Source organism: Leclercia sp. GLN_9, from assembly GCF_043105735.1.
Taxonomy (GTDB): Bacteria; Pseudomonadota; Gammaproteobacteria; order Enterobacterales; family Enterobacteriaceae; genus Enterobacter; species Enterobacter adecarboxylatus.
The window spans coordinates 249624-265928 of record NZ_JBICLV010000017.1; the positions used below are offsets into that span (position 1 = coordinate 249624).

The following is a 16305-nucleotide window of genomic DNA, read 5'->3' on the forward strand; positions in this document are numbered from 1 at the left end:
GCCGGGCATGAAGTTTCTGATGGCGCTGGCTCTGAGGATGGGGCGTACCCTGGCGGAGTTGCGCCAAACCATGGCTCCCAGTGAATTACTGATGTGGGCTGAATACGATCGTACCAGCCCGGTCGGGGATGTCCGGGGCGACATTCATAATGCCCAGCTCGTTTCGGCAATCTATGGGGCGCAAGGCGTCAAAGTGCCGATAGATGAAGCAGTCATTCAGTGGACAGGCGATGCGCAAGATGTGAGTCAAAAAGATCCGTTTGCCGGTTTAGAGGCTGCATTTTTGGAAGCAGCCAGATGACTTTTTTCTTCACGTAGCAACTCATGCCTCTCAAAACGGGGCTTTTTTATTTCTGGGGATAGTTGAATGGCAACTCTGCGTGAACTGATTATAAAAATCTCAGCAAACTCCCAGTCGTTTCAGTCAGAGATTGCCCGCGCCTCACGCATGGGAAGTGACTACTACAAAACCATGCAGAACGGCGGACGGCAGGCTGCGGCCGCTTCGCGAGATACCCGCACAGCCCTGGCCGAGGTGTCGGCTCAACTCAATGAAACAAAATCTGCAGCAATGGGTTTGGGTGGGGCTTTTGCTGGTGCGTTCGCAACCCAACAGCTGATCAACTATGCCGATACCTGGACTCAGCTCAATAGCCGCCTGAAACTTGCCTCGGGCAGCGCCGAAGAATTCACTCAGAACCAGCGTGTACTGATGGATATTAGCCAGCGCACGGGAACAAGCGTAGAGGCAAATACCAACATGTTCTCGCGCATGTCATCGTCGCTTAAGCAGTTGGGCTATACAGCATCCGATACTGCAAAGGTTACGGAGCTGGTGGCCACAACACTCCGACTTTCTGGGGCCGGTGCGAGTGAAGCCTCTGCTGTGATCACCCAGTTCGGCCAGTCTATGGCATCAGGTGTGCTGCGCGGGGATGAGTTCAACTCCATCATGGAAAACGGAGGGAGGTTCGCTCAGGCGCTGGCTGATGGCCTTGGCGTTAATGTCGGGCAGTTGCGCGCGATGGCAGAAGCGGGGCAACTTACGGCAAACACTGTAATGCCAGCTTTGCTCGGTCAGCTATCCAGGGTACGAACTGAGGGTGCCCAGATGGGCGCGACCGTCGCGGCTTCAGCGCAACGTGTGGAAAACGCCTTTATGGCCTGGGTTGGCGGCGCCAACCAGGCGAGCGGTGCGACCAGCTCCCTGGCTGGCGGACTCGACTCCCTGGCCGAAAATATTGATTCAGTGGCAACTGCAGCAGGTGCATTGGTTGCCGTTGGTCTGGCGAGATATCTTGGTGGCATTGTATCCGGCACCGCATCAGCCACTGCTGGCGTGTTGAACGCAGCAAAAAGCGAAGTTGCTTTGGCCGAAGCCCAAGTGCGCGGTACTCAGATTTCTACGGCGCGAGCTCGCGCGGCTGTGTATCGCGCACAACAGGCGGTGGTTGCCGCACGCGGTACTGATGCTCAAGCTGCAGCGGAAAAGCGTCTTTCAGCAGCTCAGCAATCTTTGGGGCGTAATATTGCCGCCAGGACTGCCGCGCAAGGGGCTTTGAATAACGTGACAGCCGTTGGATCGCGGCTGATGGGGGGCGCGCTGGGTCTGATCGGTGGAGTGCCGGGTCTGGTCATGCTTGGCGCTGGTGCATGGTACACCATGTACCAAAACCAGGAGCAGGCTCGTAGATCCGCACAGGAATACGCATCCACCATCGAAGAGGTTCGCGCCAGCACAAAGAACCTCAGCCTTTCTGAAACCACCGACAATCAGGCCAAAACCCGGCAGGCTCTGGATGAGCAAAACCGTTTGGTTGATGTTCAGTCATCTAAGGTGAAAAGCCTTAAGGAAGAAATTGCTGGTTATCAGTATGTGTTAGCCAACCCTGGACCGACGACCAGCGGTGGCTTCATGATCAACCACTTAACTTCTGTAGAGACGGCCACACGGGGGTTAGAAAATGCCACCGCGGCTCTGGCAGTCGAGCAAGAGCGGTTGGGCCAGATGCAGGCAAAATATCAGGACATTCAAAATGTGCTTGAGGGACTTGAAAACCGCAGGGTTGTTCTAATTCGCCAGCAGGCCGCCGAGCAGAATGCAGCCTATCAGTCACTGCTGATGATGAATGGCCAGCACACGGAATTTAACCGCCTGCTGGGGCTGGGCAATAGTTTACTGATAGCGCGACAGGGGCTTGCCGCCGTTCCGATGCGAATGCCACAGGCTGAAATTAGCGGCAAGCAGGCTGATGCTTTAGAGAAGGCAAGGCAGGACCTGGAGCTGTCAAAACTCAAAGGCGAAGCGCGCGAGCGAGCGCGCCTTGGGTTTTCTGCTGATGCTCTTGGCCTCACCAACGATCCCGAGTTCCAGACTGCTCGACAGAATTATATCGGCACAAGCCTGGAAGCCTGGCGCAACAACGAGGCCAGCAAACCGCAGAAAAAAACGCCCAAATCTGACGAGCAAAAAGCATCTGAGAAGCTGGAGGAAACTTACAAGCGTCTCATCAGCCAGCAGCAGGAACAGATCGCGCTCTCCGGGCAAAGCACCGATCTCGCCAAAACCAAATATCAAGTTACCCGAGGGGAGTTAGCCGCTTTAACTGAAAGCCAAAAGGCAGAACTGCTACGTGGCTCCGCTGCGCTTGATCATCTCAAAGCGGTTGAGCGCCTGAAATCCCTGAATGAAGATCTGCTGAAACCAGAGGAGGCGCTGCTAAACACCACCCGGGAACGTATTAAGTTGCTGCGGGAGGCAGCTCCAGCGACCGAAGAATACCGTAAGACCATGGAGCGCATCTCGAAAGCTTCAGTTCAGGAAGCGCCGAAGTTTGGCGGTATCGATTCTTCCGTCGGCGGTGCCAGCGGCGAACTTATACGCGTCGCTGATGCGCAGAAGGAACTGGCAAAATGGTACGACACTCAATTGGAAATGCAAAAGGAGTTGCTCGATCAGAAGGAGATCAACGAGCAAACTTATGCAGACCGTGTCGCTGAAATCAATAAGAAGAATGCTTCGCAATTAGAGAGCATCCAGGCGGGATACACATCTGCCAGCTTGGCCATGTTCTCTGACCTCGCGGGTCAGTCAGCGCAGCTGCTACAGAGCATCGGACAGGAAGGCAGTATCGCCTATAAAACGCTATTCATCGCCAGCAAGGCGGCCGCTATGGCACAGGCCGTGATCAACACCGAGCTTGCAGCAACTAAAGCTATGGCGGAGGGCGGCCTTATTATGGGGATACCTGCGGCAACAGCAATCCGCGCTGTCGGCTACGCATCAGTAGCGATGATCGCCGGGCAATCGCTCGCTGGCATGGCGCATGATGGGATTGACCGTGTGCCGGAAACTGGAACCTGGTTGCTGCAAAAAGGGGAGCGAGTAGTTACTGCCAGCACGTCGGCCAAACTGGACGCAACCCTGGAGAGGGTTCAGCAGTCCCGGCAGGCTTCTGCTGGTGGGACCTTTCACATCCAAAATTCTTTCACAGGCAAACCTGACGACGCAACGCTGATGGCGATTGACCAGCGAAACCGACAGTTGGCAGTTTCAATCCGTAAAGAAATGGCCGCCCAGGTTGTCAAACCTGACAATGACTTTGGCCGAGCCTTGAAATCCATGTATCCGAACAGGAGGCAATCATAATGGCGGATTTAGCATCGTACCCGCACGATTATCTGCCGATGCCACTTCAGGATGGCTATGGTTTTAAACCTGTCAGCCCTCTACAGAGAACGCAAGCAACTTCAGGCCGTTCACGACAACGGCGCAAGTACACGTCAACGCCAACGATCGCCACCGTGAACTGGATTTTCACGAAAAATAACCAGGCGCAGCTGTTTGAATCTTGGTTTCGCGATGTGCTTACGGATGGTGCTGCGTGGTTTCTGATGAGGCTGCAGACGCCACTTGGTTGCCAGCAAACGTATAAATGTCGGTTTACCGATGATGCCTATGAGGGCCCGACCCTGGTGCCACCTAAATACTGGCGCTTCAGTGCACAGCTGGAATTGTGGGAGCGACCTTTGCTACCGCCTGGTTGGGGATTCTTTCCTGAGTTGGTGGCCGGATCTGACATCATCGATTTTGCGTTAAATGAGGAGTGGCCAGAAGCATGACCAGTTCCGTGCTGAACCGACTTTATGCATCCTCTGGCGAAGAGGTCATACTTGATACCCTGCAGATTAATGTTGGCGGCCAGAGCTACTGGCTGACCCGCGGATGGGATGATATTACTGTTACCCTTGAAACCGGAGCGCAGGCCTCTTTCATCGGCTCTGCCATTGATGTAGCGCTGCCGGCACGCAATTCCGATGGAACTCAGGATCTCAAGTTCGCCATCAGCAATATCGACGGTGTGGTATCGACTGCAATCCGTAATGCACTCGACAACCTCAGCAATGCCTCTTTGACGTTTCGACGTTATATTTCCACCGATTTGTCGGCACCTGCCTCTCCGCCATTCACCCTGGCGATTAAAGAGGGCTCATGGACAGCAACGGAAGTGCAAATCACCGCGGGCTACATGAACATCCTCGATACGGCATGGCCCAGATTTCGCTATACGCTCCCACTATTCCCCGGACTACGTTACCTGCAATAGGGAATCACCATGTTCAATCCTGATAAATACCGTTCTGTCGAGTGGCAGAAGGGCGGGCGCGCTTACCCCGCGCTGGACTGCTTTGGCATCGTCAATGAAATCAGGCGCGATCTTGGCCTGACGCCGTGGCCTGATTTCGCCGGAGTCACGAAGGATGATAACGGCCTTGACCGGGAAGCGCGCGGGCTGATGGCTGGTCTGTCGCGATGTGAACCGGCCCCGGGAGCGGGTATCGCCTGTTATTCCGGCTCAGTAGTGACACATGTTGCAATCGTTGTCGAGATTAACGGCCAGCTGCGCGCAGCAGAGTGCAATCCCCGCACTAACGTAACCTTTTTGCCGCTGGCGCGGTTTGTGCGCCGCTTTGTCCGCGTGGAGTATTACCAGTGACGATCCGAATTTATCCCTCCCGCTTTCCGGGCGAACCGCTGGAAAAGCACGAACACGAAACGATGCCCCTCAGCGCCTGGTTTACGCAGAACGTGAAGGACTGGAAGCCGGATCAGCAGCACCCGGTTGCGGTTGAAATCGACGGTGTTCCCGTCCCGGCGTCAGACTGGCCACTGTGCGTTATCAAGCGAGAAACAGACGTAAGGATGTATCCAGTGCCCTACGGAACGGGGGCAGAGATCGCATTATGGGTCGCTGTCAGTGTAGCTGTTGCCTCAGCTGCATACAGCCTCTACATGATGAGCACAATGTCTCAGGATGGCGGCGGTGCCCAGGCGGCCAGCGGCGACCAGATTGACCTCAACACGGCCAAGGCCAACGCGGCGAAACTGGGTGACCCCATCCGGGAAATCTTCGGCAAATATCGCGTCTGGCCTGATTACGTTGTGCAGCCGGTGAGCCGGTTCGTTAACGAGACCAGCATGGAAACCAGCATGTTCCTGTGCGTGGGCGTCGGCGACATGGTGATTAACCAGTCCGATATCCGGATCGGTAATACGCCAATTTCCGCGTTCGGTACAGACGTGCGCTACACCCTCTATCCGCCTGGCGCCACGGTGTCCGGCGACACGCGCACTGAAAACTGGTTCAACTCACCAGAGGTCGGGAATACCGGTTCCGGTACCGCCGGGTTGGATCTGGGCTCAAGCGGCCCGGAGACGGTCAGCATTATCGCTGATGCGCTGGTGGTATCCGGGAACTCCATCACACTGGTGGACGTATCAGCATCTGGCGGCGATGAGGAGATCCCGCCGTCGTGGGCTGTCGGAACGGTGATCACCGTGCTGGCGCCAAACTCTTATACCGTGGTGTCGTCCGGCGGTTACAGCGTGATTTATGGCGGGGTAGAGGAACTGGCTCCTTCCGTTGGTCTGCCGGTATCCCTGAACTATAACGGCAACGACTATGACTTGGTGATCGCCAGCTATGCCCCGGGCGTTCCGGCAGTACCGGGGGTAGGCGGTAGCGCCGCCAGAATAACCGCCAGTGCAGCGCCGACGACATACGATTTCAGCAGCACGCCTGTGACGTTCAGCATCAGCTGGCAGGGCACAACCTACCCGGTATCACTGGTGACCAACTACGTGACCATGTCAGGTCTTGTTTCCTCGATCACTTCACAGCTTTCAGGCTCCGGCCTGGTCGCGCGCGATAACAGCGGTCGGCTTGAAATCGGCGAGGCCAGCAGTCCTTATGCTGGCGGGGCCATTACGAATAGCCCGTTGCCCGTTGCTGTGTTCGGCGATGCTCCGGTTAATACGGTTGGCGTGAAATCAACGGGCGGCACGGCGGAGGTCAGGGCGCACATCACCCTGGCCTACAACAGCGCCACCGGCACCCCATTCACCGGACTACCGGAGGGCATTCAGCGCTTTTCCCTGGGTCTGGCCGGGAACCAGTTCCGGATTACCGATGTGGACAGTCAGACCATTACCGTTGAGCGGCTTACAGTCACTACCGGCCCGGGCGGTGAAACCATCACCACGCCGGATCCATCATGGCCTGGCTTCACTGAGCGCACGCTGCTGGATGCGACCGTTACGGGTGTTAGCGACGATTACGAATGGGTTGGCCCGTTCCTGGCCTGCCCCGACGGCGAAACGCTGGACGCATTCGAGGTGAACATCAACTTCCAGAGCGGCCTGGTGCGTTACACCGACCAGGGGAATAAGCGTTCAATGCCGGTACGCCTGGTGATCCAGTATCGCAAGGTTGGCACCACCGCCTGGCAGCAGCAGTCTCCGTTTTATTCACGCAGCACCGAAAACCAGATTGGTTTTACGCATCGCTACAGCGTGTCTCCGGGGCAATATGAGATCCGGATGCGCCGCACCGAACCGGTTAAGGGTGGCAGCACTCGAGATCAGGTGTTCTGGCAGGCGCTGCGATCACGGCTCAGCAAACGGCCAACGAAGTATGATGGTGTCACCACTATGGCCCTGACTGTGCGCACAGGGAATCGCCTGGCGGCCATGTCCGATCGCCGGATAAGCGTCACGCCAACCCGCATTTACAGTGGTGGCAGAACGGCGCGGAGCATCAGCGGCGCGCTTTACCACGTGCTAGAGTCGCTGGGGTTCACGGCCAGCCAGATTGACACGGCGGCGATTGATGCGCTGGAACAAACCTACTGGACGCCGCGCGGTGAGAAGTTTGACTGGGCGAGCGGGGAGAGCAAGTCAGCGCTTGAGGTGCTGCAGAAAATCACCAACGCCGGGATGGGATATTTCCTGCTGTCTGACGGACTGGCTTCTGCCGGCAGGGAAGGGATTAAACCCTGGGTAGGAATGATCACCCCGCAGGAAACTACCGAGGAATTGCAGACCGCGTTCAAAGCTCCGTCACAGGACGATTACGACGGCGTGGACGTAACATACATCAACGGCACCACCTGGGCAGAGGAAACCGTGCAGTGCCGCCAGCCCGGCAACCCAACCCCGCTGAAAATTGAGAGCTACACGCTGGATGGTGTTCTGGATGAGGACCGCGCCTACCGCATCGGCATGCGCCGGTTACTGGGCTATCAGCTGCAGCGCCTGCAGCACACCACCTCGACTGAAATGGATGCGCTCTGCTATGAGTTCATGGATCGCATCGTGCTGGCTGACGACATCCCTGGTGGTCAGCAGCTGAGTTGCCTGATTACCGATATGACGTATGACAGCAGCATAATCACCCTGACGCTCAGTGAGGCGCCGGACTGGTCGTTCCAAAGCCCACGCGTGATCATCCGCCACCAGGACGGCAGGGCATCGGCAATGGTTGTGCCGACACGCATTAACGACTTCACCATTTCGGTACCGTACAGCGCCGCGCTGGAGCCAGAACTGTGGGCGATGAATGACGCGTACATTGAACCGCCGCGTCTGCTGTTCTGCTCATCAGTTCGTGTGCCGTATGACGCGCTGGTGGGGGAAATATCTCCGGGCAATGACGGGATCAGCCAGGTGACGGCTATTCAGTATCACCCCGGCAAATATGCCTACGATGACGCCACTTACCCCGGCGACGCCGCTTAAAACCAAATCAAAATTATCTGACCCGCTTCGGCGGGTTTTTTATGCCCGGAGCGAGCATGACCACATACGCCACTAATAACCCGCCGGGTTCTACGGACCCGCGTGATCTTTTTGATAACTCCCAGAATCTGGATTTTGCGCTGAACGACATTGCCCAAGCGTTCTGGAAGGATCGTTTTGGCAGATCCAGGAAGTCATTCTGGGGGATGGAGCAGGAGTCTGCGGCGCAATTGATGAGGCAGCAACTGCGTTTTAATACGTTTATCCAGAACTCCGGTTATGATGTCATCGGTGAATACACCGATGGTCCGCTGACGATTAGCGAATTTAACCAGGTGATCCGTTATGACGGCGAACTATGGAAGCTGACCGCCTCGACCAGCATCCCTTTTACGACAACCGGGAATGACGCTGCGTCATGGTTGAACGACTCCGCGCATTTCATCAGTGTCGGAGATGGTGCACTTCGCCAGGAGTTGCTGCGTAAACGAGTCTATGCAGTGGATTTCGGTGATATCCCTGACGCCGCGCATCCTGACATTGCCACAACTACTATACAGACGGCGATCGAATACGTTTATGCCAATGGTGGCGGAGTTGTTGACCTCGGTCCGTTCTCATGGAAAGTGGCCGCCTCAACGCTGAATGAAACATACGATAACTACGGCGTGGCCGTTCCTGCAAATACCGGCTGTATCATCTTGCGTAAAGGCGTATCACTGATTGGTAAGCCAGGCAGGACTAAGCTTTATACAGACAATAAGCTTGCAACGCCTCTCTACATGATCGCCCCTGTAGGTAACGTAGTGCATGGCATAGAAATTTATGGCGGCTGGAACCCGGGCGATGTCGGCGGAAATAACGGCATTTTCACGCTGGGAACCCAGGGCGGGGCGGATATTTCTTGCTATCGTGTGACTTTTTCTGAGCTATTTATTCACAACGTCGCGTCCTATGGACTGGCGCTGCAGAACGGCAATCCGAGATTCTGCAAAATTGAAAGTGTTCGTGTTGATAATATTGGCGCTGATGGGCTTGACCTGAAAGCGCGCGGTGATCTGTCTATCCCTGCCCAAGGTAACTCTGTCAGTGATGTGTGGGTCTCCCGCTATAATCAGCGCGTTGACGGTTCAGCTGGTGTGGATGTTCGCGGCATCTGGCATCTTCGCGGGATTACGGTGACTGATTTTGGTGGGGATGCCACCAAAACGTATGTCGGCATTCGTTTCCGCACCAAGCCGCCAGTTAACGAACAACAGCAGGTTGCAGATAAGACCACCCTATCCGGGTTTACCATTCGCCCAACGAACGGTGCGGCCGCATTGTCAATTGCTGGGATTGAGTGCGGATCTGATGACACTCATATCAACGATGGGTATGTTGAAGATGCACACCACGGCATTATCCATTCTGGCAATACGAACGGATCTGCTATTCGCGGTACCGTATCCAACGTTACATCCGTCAACTCCCGTCAGTACGGGTTCCGCGCTGTCGCAGGCACGCAGGGTATCAGTTACATCGGATGTGTGGATGTTGGAGCTGCGACTGCCGGATTCAGGATTGAAGGTGACAACTGCAACGCTACCGCGTGCGTGGGTGGCTCTCTGTCAGTTTCATCTGGGGCGCTGCCCACTTTCCAGCAGTCCGGATGTCGGTTCGGCGGAAGTTGGCCTGTTGCTGAGCGACAGAATGACGCATCGGTATCCTTTACAGCCAAAGGAACAGCTCCAGATATTGCCGTGCGCCTGTCTGTAAAAGGCAATAGTTTTGTCGGCGTGAACGCTGACATTCGCCCTGACTCTGCAAATACCCGTTATCTTGGCTCTAACTCCCTGCCTTGGGCCGGTGGATTCACGCAGACTGCATTCACGATCACATCAGGCGCCAAGTTTAAAACAGAACCGCTAGACATAACGGATGCCATGCTTGATGCCGCCGATGAATGTCCTCCAATTCAATATCAATTGCTGGATCGGGTTGCTGCAAAAGGCCCCGATGGAGCTCGCTGGCACTTCGGCACGATTGCTGAAAGACTGGAGGATGCCTTTGCCCGTCACGGACTTGATGTAAGGCGATTTGCATTCTTCTGTGAAGATTACGTCATGTACAAGCCAGCAGTGATTGATGAAAAAACTGGCCTGGTGATTGAGCCCGAACAGGAAGAAGGGATCCGATTGGGTGTTCGCTATGAAGAATTGCTCATGCTTGAGGCAGCTCTCCAGCGGAGAAACTATGCGAGATTGTCAGCCGAGCAGAAAGCAATGGCCGCGCGCATTGACAAGCTTGAAACCCTGCTCAGTAAAGCGAATTGATAGGCGCCGCCGCATTGATCTGCAACCCCTTTAAAACTACTGTATATATAAACAGTAAAATAAGAAGGAGGGGTTATGCCACGCAGAATTGATATTGAGGGTGCTTTTCACACAGCCATTAAACACGAGTCCAACGGGCGCCGTACGGTGACTACTGAGGACTTCGTGAAGCACCTGGCCCGCGCTAACTGGAACTGGTCGCTTAAAGAGGCGAACGACTGGATCGAGAGCCACGTTTCTACCTTTAAGGATGTTTCGACCTGTGAGGGCCAGGCGCGCACCTTCATGCTCTACAACCCGAACGGAGGTCTGTAATGGGCTTTCCATCCCCAGCTGCTGATTACGTGTCTCAACGGATGACGCCAGAACTCATCTGCGGCGTCGGCATCGATACCCGCATTCTTGAAACATCATCCGGGTTCGCATTAATCGAACCAGTTACCCGGTTGGTACAGGGTCAGACTCTGCTGATCCTCATTGGCGGTCGAACGCAGTTTGCGAAACTCAGGGGGAGGGCATTAATCACGGATGATGGCGAAGCAATAGAAGGTGAGGCCGCGGAAGAGGTCGAAGTGATGGGGCGTGTAACATTCTTCATCAACAGTACATACGCTGATGATATTCCGGTGTAACAAATGCCGTGTAGCAGCTGCTGCATCAGCAACACGGCGCCAATAAAAAAGCCCGCATCAGCGGGCTTCTTATCACTCGGGAGCCGCGGCTCCTTTGCGTATCCTTTTTTGTCCCCTCACCGTCTGGTCGGTGTCCTGCTGAGACTGCTAACTTCCTGTTATATCTAGTGATGTCCTATCACTGTCCAATCATGATTGGTGGAGCTGGCGGGAGTTGAACCCGCGGCCTCGAAACTTCGCCAGGATTAACGATGATCAAACCGGTCTGCATCTGTACGCATTCGAAATAAAGACATGATGGCCTTGCCTAAAAGTCTAAGGTCCGCTATGAGCGAGGAGCTGAAGTTGGCGCTCCAGCCCCGCCATAAAAGTGACTACAGAAACAATGGTGTTTCATATTCCAGCATTGGCACCTGACCAGGGCTCGGAATGACTACAGCCACATCGGCGATTTTATTCATTGAGAAACTCGCAGCGGTTGTTTGCGTACTTGAGAGAAGCGACTCTGAACTTCGTCATAAATTTGTCAATTAAAGTGGGAGAAACTTTCGGCGTGACTGTGTCACTCTGGTTTTTCATATGTTCTGAGAATGGGGTAATTAGTCGCTCATCTAGTTTCTGCGCAATTTCAGTACAGGAGGCTCCTGCATTGATACCATTACTTATAAAATCATCCATCTTGTAAGCGACTTTATTGGCGAACTCATAACCCACAGCTTCACCTTGTGATTTTCCCTGCTCTGTGAAGGACTGAGTGAGAACGCCCATCTTATAAAATGCTTGTCCCATCTCAACTTTTGCATCTTCTGCGTTAGATTCATACGAAGCGTGGGCTGTGCTTGCCAGTAATAAAAGTGCCAATAGCGGATATTTCATATTATCTCTCGTTGTCTGTTAGAAAATTAAAAATCTTTCAACAGTACAATAACAAGCTCCCAATATGATTGAAAGCCAAAGCACTGATGAGAAGGTACATACTGGTCGAAACTCAAGGGGGAGGATCACCAAAATTAAACTGTGTACTGCGAACACCAATAATCTTATACAGCAAATTGACCTGCTCACCGTTAATCAATACAACTTGTCTGCAGTAACGTCCGTTCCTGGCACAAAGCCGGCTTTGGCAGTTGCACCTGGTTCGCGAAATACAACCTAATAGCTAGATATTCTTTAGAGTTTTGACTGGCACAAGGGGTTTGAACCTCCGCCCCCGCCAGTCAGTTAACCCTGCATTGACTGAGAAAACGCAATCATCTTTGGGTGCAAGTTATTGAAAGAATTACATCACCAAAATATCCTTTTTTCTCATAATTGAAGGTAACTACTTAAAAGTAAAGGCGTAAGGGACGGTCTCGAAAACCGGAGTAGGGGTAACTCTACCGGGGGTTCAAATCCCCCTCTCTCCGCCACTTTATCTCTTCAGTCACGCTTTCCGCTAGCTTTCTCGTCAGACATCCTGTGCGCCGGGTACATTATCATCCCATTTACGGGAAGTAACAGACCTTTACCGCTGCAAAACAATATATGTGAGCTAAATCAGGATGTTTACCCGAATCGGTTGTATTACGGGCGTTACTCCTGATGGCAATATTGCCTGAGCAGGGCAACCTGCTCGGCACGCAGACGATAGCGATACACGGGTCGTCCGGTGGCACCATAATGAATACTGGTGTGCAAAATGTTGACCTGTGCCAGCCAAATCAGATATTTGCGACAAGAGACGCGCGAGATATTGACCGCATGTGCCAGATCATCGGTGGAAAACTCGATACCCGGATGGGCATCAATCCACAGGCACAGCGTGCGCAGCGTCTGTGGGGTGAGTCCTTTCGGCAGGCGGCGACTGTCTGCCAGCCCTGGCGCACCGCCGCGCATCAGCCGATCGACATCCGCCTGGTCATGATACTGATGCGACGCCATCAGGGCTTTTTTCTCACGCCAGCCGTTCAGGGCCTCTTCGAAGCGCGGGAACTGGAACGGTTTGATCAGGTAGTCTACCACCCCGTAGTGCATGGCGGTCTGAATGGTTGCGGCATCGGACGCCGAGGTGATCATGATGACATCAGTGTTACGCCCGGATGCGCGGATAACCGGCAGCAGGCTCAGGCCGTTTTCACGCTGCATATAGACATCCAGCAGAATCAGGTCCACCTGCCTGGCGGGCGCGTTCAGCACCGCCCCGGCCTCAGCCAGGGTGGTGGCCACGCCGCAGCAGCAAAAACCGTTCACCCGGTTAACGTACTGACAATTAAGATCGGCCACCATGGCATCATCATCGACAATCAAAACATGTATCACGCGCTTTTCCTTTCACTGTCCCAGGGGAGCTGAACAAAAAACTGGGTAAACACGCCCGGCTCAGATTCAACGGCGATCTCCCCGCCCAGGTTTTCAATCTGCTGACGGGCGAGATAAAGCCCCACGCCCCGGTTTTCCCCTTTGGTGGAAAACCCTTTGCTAAAAATGTCCTGCAGATGCTCGGGGGCGATGCCCGGACCATCGTCACTGACTTCCGCGCTGAGCCAGCCCCGCTGATAGTGAAGTAGCAGGCCGATCTCCCCTTCAGGCTGTGCATCCAGCGCATTCTCGATCAAGTTGCCAAGCACGGTGATAAGCCCCGCGACCTGTTGTTCATTCGGGTTGTCCGGCACCTGACTGGCGTCGGAAAGCGTCAGGCTGAATCCCCGCTCTCTGGCGCGGTTGATCTTGCCCAGCAGAAAGCCCGCCACCACTGGCGATTTCACGTTACGCTGCAGTGTGCCGACATCGTTCTGCCAGGCATTGGCCGTCAGCAGGACATACTCTTCCAGTTTGGCATAGTGCTTCATATGCAGCAGGCCAAGGATCACATGCAGCTTGTTCATAAACTCGTGGGAGTGGCTGCGCAGTACATCCAGATAGCTCACCATTCCGTCCAGCCGCTGTAGCAGCTGGCTGATCTCGGTCTTATCGCGAAAGGTAGTAATAGCGCCCATCAACTGAGTATCACTTTTGACGGGCAGGGTGTTGCAGAGCAATAGCCGACCGTGGCAGTTGATTTCCTGATCCTGACGCGGCAGCCCGGTTTGCAATACCTCACGCAGGTTCGCCAGCAGTGGTGTCTCGTGCAGGGCATGGCCGCTGGTACTGGTATTCAAAATCTGCCGGGCGGCATGGTTGATTATCGTCACATGCCCCTGCTGATCCACTGCGATTACCCCTTCGCGCAGGGATTGCAGCATGGCCTGGCGCTGCTCCAGCAGAGCCGAAATCTGATAAGGCTCCAGGCCAAACAGCACCCGTTTGAGCATCCGCACCAGCCCCCAGGCACCAAGCGCACCGAGCAGGGCACTGAACAGAACCAGCCAGATGGCGTCCCAGCGGTTGCGGGCGATCTGCTGCTCCACTTTATCCAGGGAGATCCCTACCGCCACCACCCCAATCTGCTGATGCTGAGCGTTATAGACCGGCGTAAACACGCGCAGTGCCTCGCCCAGCACACCGTGGTTGATGGCGACATTCTCTTTATCCTCCAGCGCAGGCCGGAGATCGTCGCCAATAAAGGCTTTGCCGAGCAGGGCGCCGTTGGGATGTGAATAACGGCGCCCGTGCATGTCGGTGACGACGGCGAACAGCAGGTTGTTGCGCTGCATGACCGTCAGGGCGACAGGCTGAATGATGTTGCTGTCCGGTGGCAAGGCTAAGCCCCGGATCACCGTCGGGCTATCGGCCAGGGTTCTGGCCACCGCGAGGGCAGTATCCCGCACACCATCCCGCGTGGCCCGGGTAATTTGCGCAAAATAGAGGACAAAAATCACCAGCAAGATCGCGCCCGTCACGCTGTAGACCATCAGCGTGACCAGGGTATTCAGTTTCATTGGGCGCGTGTGCGTGGGGGGAAGGGGCGGCAAATCGCGCATTGAAACTCCAGGACATGCGGAAAAGCAGGCATTATCGCTGATGGCGTTAATTTGTTAAAGCTATGTAAAGCTGGTGGCGGCAGAAAGCAAAAAGCCCGCTTCGCAGCGGGCTTGAAAGAGGTGTAACAGGCAATCAGAACTGGTAAACGATACCCATTGCAAACTGGTCGTCAGCAGGCATGCCAGTAATAGCCGCGTCGTCTTCATCCAGCAGGTTGAACTTGTACGCGGTATAAACGTTCATGTTCTTGTTAAAGTAGTACCAGGTACCCAGTTCAACATAGTTGACCAGATCGGCATCTACGCCGCGTTGGCCGTTACGCGCACCCAGGTCCTTGCCTTTGGAGTAAACATAACCCAGGGAAGGACGCAGGCCGAAATCAAACTGATACTGCACCACGGCTTCAACGTTCTGCGTTTTGTTGGCAAAACCGTTATCGTTAACCCAGGTCATGTTACGGGTTTCACCGTACATGACGGCAGCGTAAAGGTTGTTGGCGTCATATTTTGCCGCCAGAGACCAGACTTCAGCGGTATCGCCATAGCCGTCAACAGACTGGTTGTCAGTACGATCGGACTTGCCGTACACACCAACGAAGCCGAAGCCATCGACGTTATAGGCGAGGGAGGTGCTGTAACCATCACCGTTGCCTTTTTTAACCTGGCTGTCGTGGTTTTTGCCCTGGTACTGCAGTGCAAAATCCAGCCCGTCAACCATGCCGAAGAAATCGGCGTTGCGATAAGTCGCCACACCGGTGGTACGGCCGGTCATAAAGTTATCGGTATGAACCCAGGAATCGCCACCCCATTCCACCAGCATATCGGTGTATGCGCCCGCGTCATACGCCACGCCGTAGTTACGGCCATAGTCAAATGAACCGTAGTTACCGAACTTCAGGCCCGCGAACGCCAGACGGGTGTCTTCATTCTGTTGGCCTTCCGGCGCGCTGGCGCCCAGGTTGAACTCAAGCTGGCCGTAACCGGTCAGTTCGTTGTTGATTTGTGTTTCGCCTTTAAAGCCGAAACGGGCGTAGGAGTCATCAAAGTTTTCGCTATTGCTATCATCAGTGTTGTTCCAGACGCGCTTTCCGACCATCTTTCCGTACAGGTCGAGTTTATTGCTGTCCTTGTTATAGATTTCCGCGGCATTGACTGTGCCAGCGCTTAATAAAACAGGAACGAGGACTGCCAGAACTTTTCTTTTCATTATATATTCCCTTTAATGTATTTTCTTAATGAATATACGTAACCCTTTCCAGGGCACGGGGTAATACTATTTCAGGGTGGGATTTTACTCTTTAAAAATAAATGTAACTAAATCCTTTAGATTATTTCAAAATATTAATATAGATGTCATTATATTTTATTTCTATGGGTTTTTT

At 54.3% G+C, this 16305-nt stretch carries 13 protein-coding genes; 9 read left to right on the forward strand and 4 right to left on the reverse strand.

What is annotated here, in order from left to right; translation table 11 throughout:
• Positions 1 to 19: 19 nt before the first annotated feature.
• From ACF8PE_RS11875 to ACF8PE_RS11915, 9 genes are all read left to right on the forward strand, one after another.
• Positions 20 to 301: a DUF4035 domain-containing protein gene (locus ACF8PE_RS11875; RefSeq protein ID WP_392494909.1), complete on the forward strand. Its 282-nt coding sequence runs from the start codon at positions 20 to 22 to the stop codon at positions 299 to 301.
• Positions 302 to 367: 66 nt separating this feature from the next.
• Positions 368 to 3649, forward strand: a complete 3282-nt coding sequence (locus ACF8PE_RS11880) for a phage tail tape measure protein (protein WP_392494910.1) — start codon at positions 368 to 370, stop codon at positions 3647 to 3649.
• Positions 3649 to 4122, forward strand: a complete 474-nt coding sequence (locus ACF8PE_RS11885) for a hypothetical protein (protein ID WP_240296881.1) — start codon at positions 3649 to 3651, stop codon at positions 4120 to 4122. Before ACF8PE_RS11880 ends, ACF8PE_RS11885 begins: the two co-directional genes overlap by 1 nt.
• Positions 4119 to 4607, forward strand: coding sequence for a DUF1833 family protein (locus ACF8PE_RS11890; protein WP_392494911.1), 489 nt, complete (start codon positions 4119 to 4121; stop codon positions 4605 to 4607). Before ACF8PE_RS11885 ends, ACF8PE_RS11890 begins: the two co-directional genes overlap by 4 nt.
• Before the next feature lie 9 nt (positions 4608 to 4616).
• A complete protein-coding gene (locus ACF8PE_RS11895; RefSeq protein WP_392494912.1) occupies positions 4617 to 4997 on the forward strand; it encodes a nitrite transporter in 381 nt (126 codons plus the stop codon).
• Positions 4994 to 8077, forward strand: coding sequence for a host specificity factor TipJ family phage tail protein (locus tag ACF8PE_RS11900; protein ID WP_392494913.1), 3084 nt, complete (start codon positions 4994 to 4996; stop codon positions 8075 to 8077). Before ACF8PE_RS11895 ends, ACF8PE_RS11900 begins: the two co-directional genes overlap by 4 nt.
• 56 nt (positions 8078 to 8133) lie before the next feature.
• On the forward strand, positions 8134 to 10392 hold the full coding sequence (locus ACF8PE_RS11905; RefSeq protein WP_392494914.1) for a tail fiber domain-containing protein: 2259 nt from the start codon (positions 8134 to 8136) through the stop codon (positions 10390 to 10392).
• Between the two features lie 75 nt (positions 10393 to 10467).
• The gene (locus tag ACF8PE_RS11910; protein WP_057107448.1) at positions 10468 to 10707 is read left to right on the forward strand and encodes a hypothetical protein; all 240 of its coding nucleotides are present in this window, start codon (positions 10468 to 10470) and stop codon (positions 10705 to 10707) included.
• Entirely contained in the window at positions 10707 to 11024 is a 318-nt protein-coding gene (locus ACF8PE_RS11915; protein WP_392494915.1) for a hypothetical protein, read from the forward strand. Before ACF8PE_RS11910 ends, ACF8PE_RS11915 begins: the two co-directional genes overlap by 1 nt.
• A 453-nt stretch (positions 11025 to 11477) precedes the next feature.
• Here the strand turns inward: ACF8PE_RS11915 and ACF8PE_RS11920 are convergent, their stop codons facing one another.
• The 4 genes from ACF8PE_RS11920 to ACF8PE_RS11935 form a co-directional block, all read right to left on the reverse strand.
• Entirely contained in the window at positions 11478 to 11900 is a 423-nt protein-coding gene (locus tag ACF8PE_RS11920) for a hypothetical protein (RefSeq protein ID WP_392494916.1), read from the reverse strand.
• A 696-nt stretch (positions 11901 to 12596) separates the two neighbouring features.
• Complete coding sequence (gene dcuR, locus ACF8PE_RS11925) at positions 12597 to 13322, reverse strand: two-component system response regulator DcuR (protein ID WP_117385328.1); 726 nt, start codon at positions 13320 to 13322, stop codon at positions 12597 to 12599.
• The gene (locus ACF8PE_RS11930) at positions 13319 to 14923 is read right to left on the reverse strand and encodes a sensor histidine kinase (protein WP_392494917.1); all 1605 of its coding nucleotides are present in this window, start codon (positions 14921 to 14923) and stop codon (positions 13319 to 13321) included. The genes dcuR and ACF8PE_RS11930 overlap by 4 nt, the downstream gene beginning before the upstream one ends.
• A 133-nt stretch (positions 14924 to 15056) precedes the next feature.
• A complete protein-coding gene (locus ACF8PE_RS11935; protein ID WP_150871720.1) occupies positions 15057 to 16130 on the reverse strand; it encodes a porin in 1074 nt (357 codons plus the stop codon).
• Between the last annotated feature and the right edge of the window lie 175 nt (positions 16131 to 16305).

Coding starts and splice junctions, on each gene's coding strand:
- ACF8PE_RS11890 (WP_392494911.1), top strand. CDS start 4,119: ATGACCAGTTCCGTGCTGAACCGACTTTATGCATCCTCTGGCGAAGAG.
- ACF8PE_RS11875 (WP_392494909.1), top strand. CDS start 20: ATGGCGCTGGCTCTGAGGATGGGGCGTACCCTGGCGGAGTTGCGCCAA.
- ACF8PE_RS11910 (WP_057107448.1), top strand. CDS start 10,468: ATGCCACGCAGAATTGATATTGAGGGTGCTTTTCACACAGCCATTAAA.
- ACF8PE_RS11915 (WP_392494915.1), top strand. CDS start 10,707: ATGGGCTTTCCATCCCCAGCTGCTGATTACGTGTCTCAACGGATGACG.
- ACF8PE_RS11885 (WP_240296881.1), top strand. CDS start 3,649: ATGGCGGATTTAGCATCGTACCCGCACGATTATCTGCCGATGCCACTT.
- ACF8PE_RS11880 (WP_392494910.1), top strand. CDS start 368: ATGGCAACTCTGCGTGAACTGATTATAAAAATCTCAGCAAACTCCCAG.
- ACF8PE_RS11895 (WP_392494912.1), top strand. CDS start 4,617: ATGTTCAATCCTGATAAATACCGTTCTGTCGAGTGGCAGAAGGGCGGG.
- ACF8PE_RS11935 (WP_150871720.1), bottom strand. CDS start 16,130: ATGAAAAGAAAAGTTCTGGCAGTCCTCGTTCCTGTTTTATTAAGCGCT.
- ACF8PE_RS11930 (WP_392494917.1), bottom strand. CDS start 14,923: ATGCGCGATTTGCCGCCCCTTCCCCCCACGCACACGCGCCCAATGAAA.
- ACF8PE_RS11920 (WP_392494916.1), bottom strand. CDS start 11,900: ATGAAATATCCGCTATTGGCACTTTTATTACTGGCAAGCACAGCCCAC.
- ACF8PE_RS11905 (WP_392494914.1), top strand. CDS start 8,134: ATGACCACATACGCCACTAATAACCCGCCGGGTTCTACGGACCCGCGT.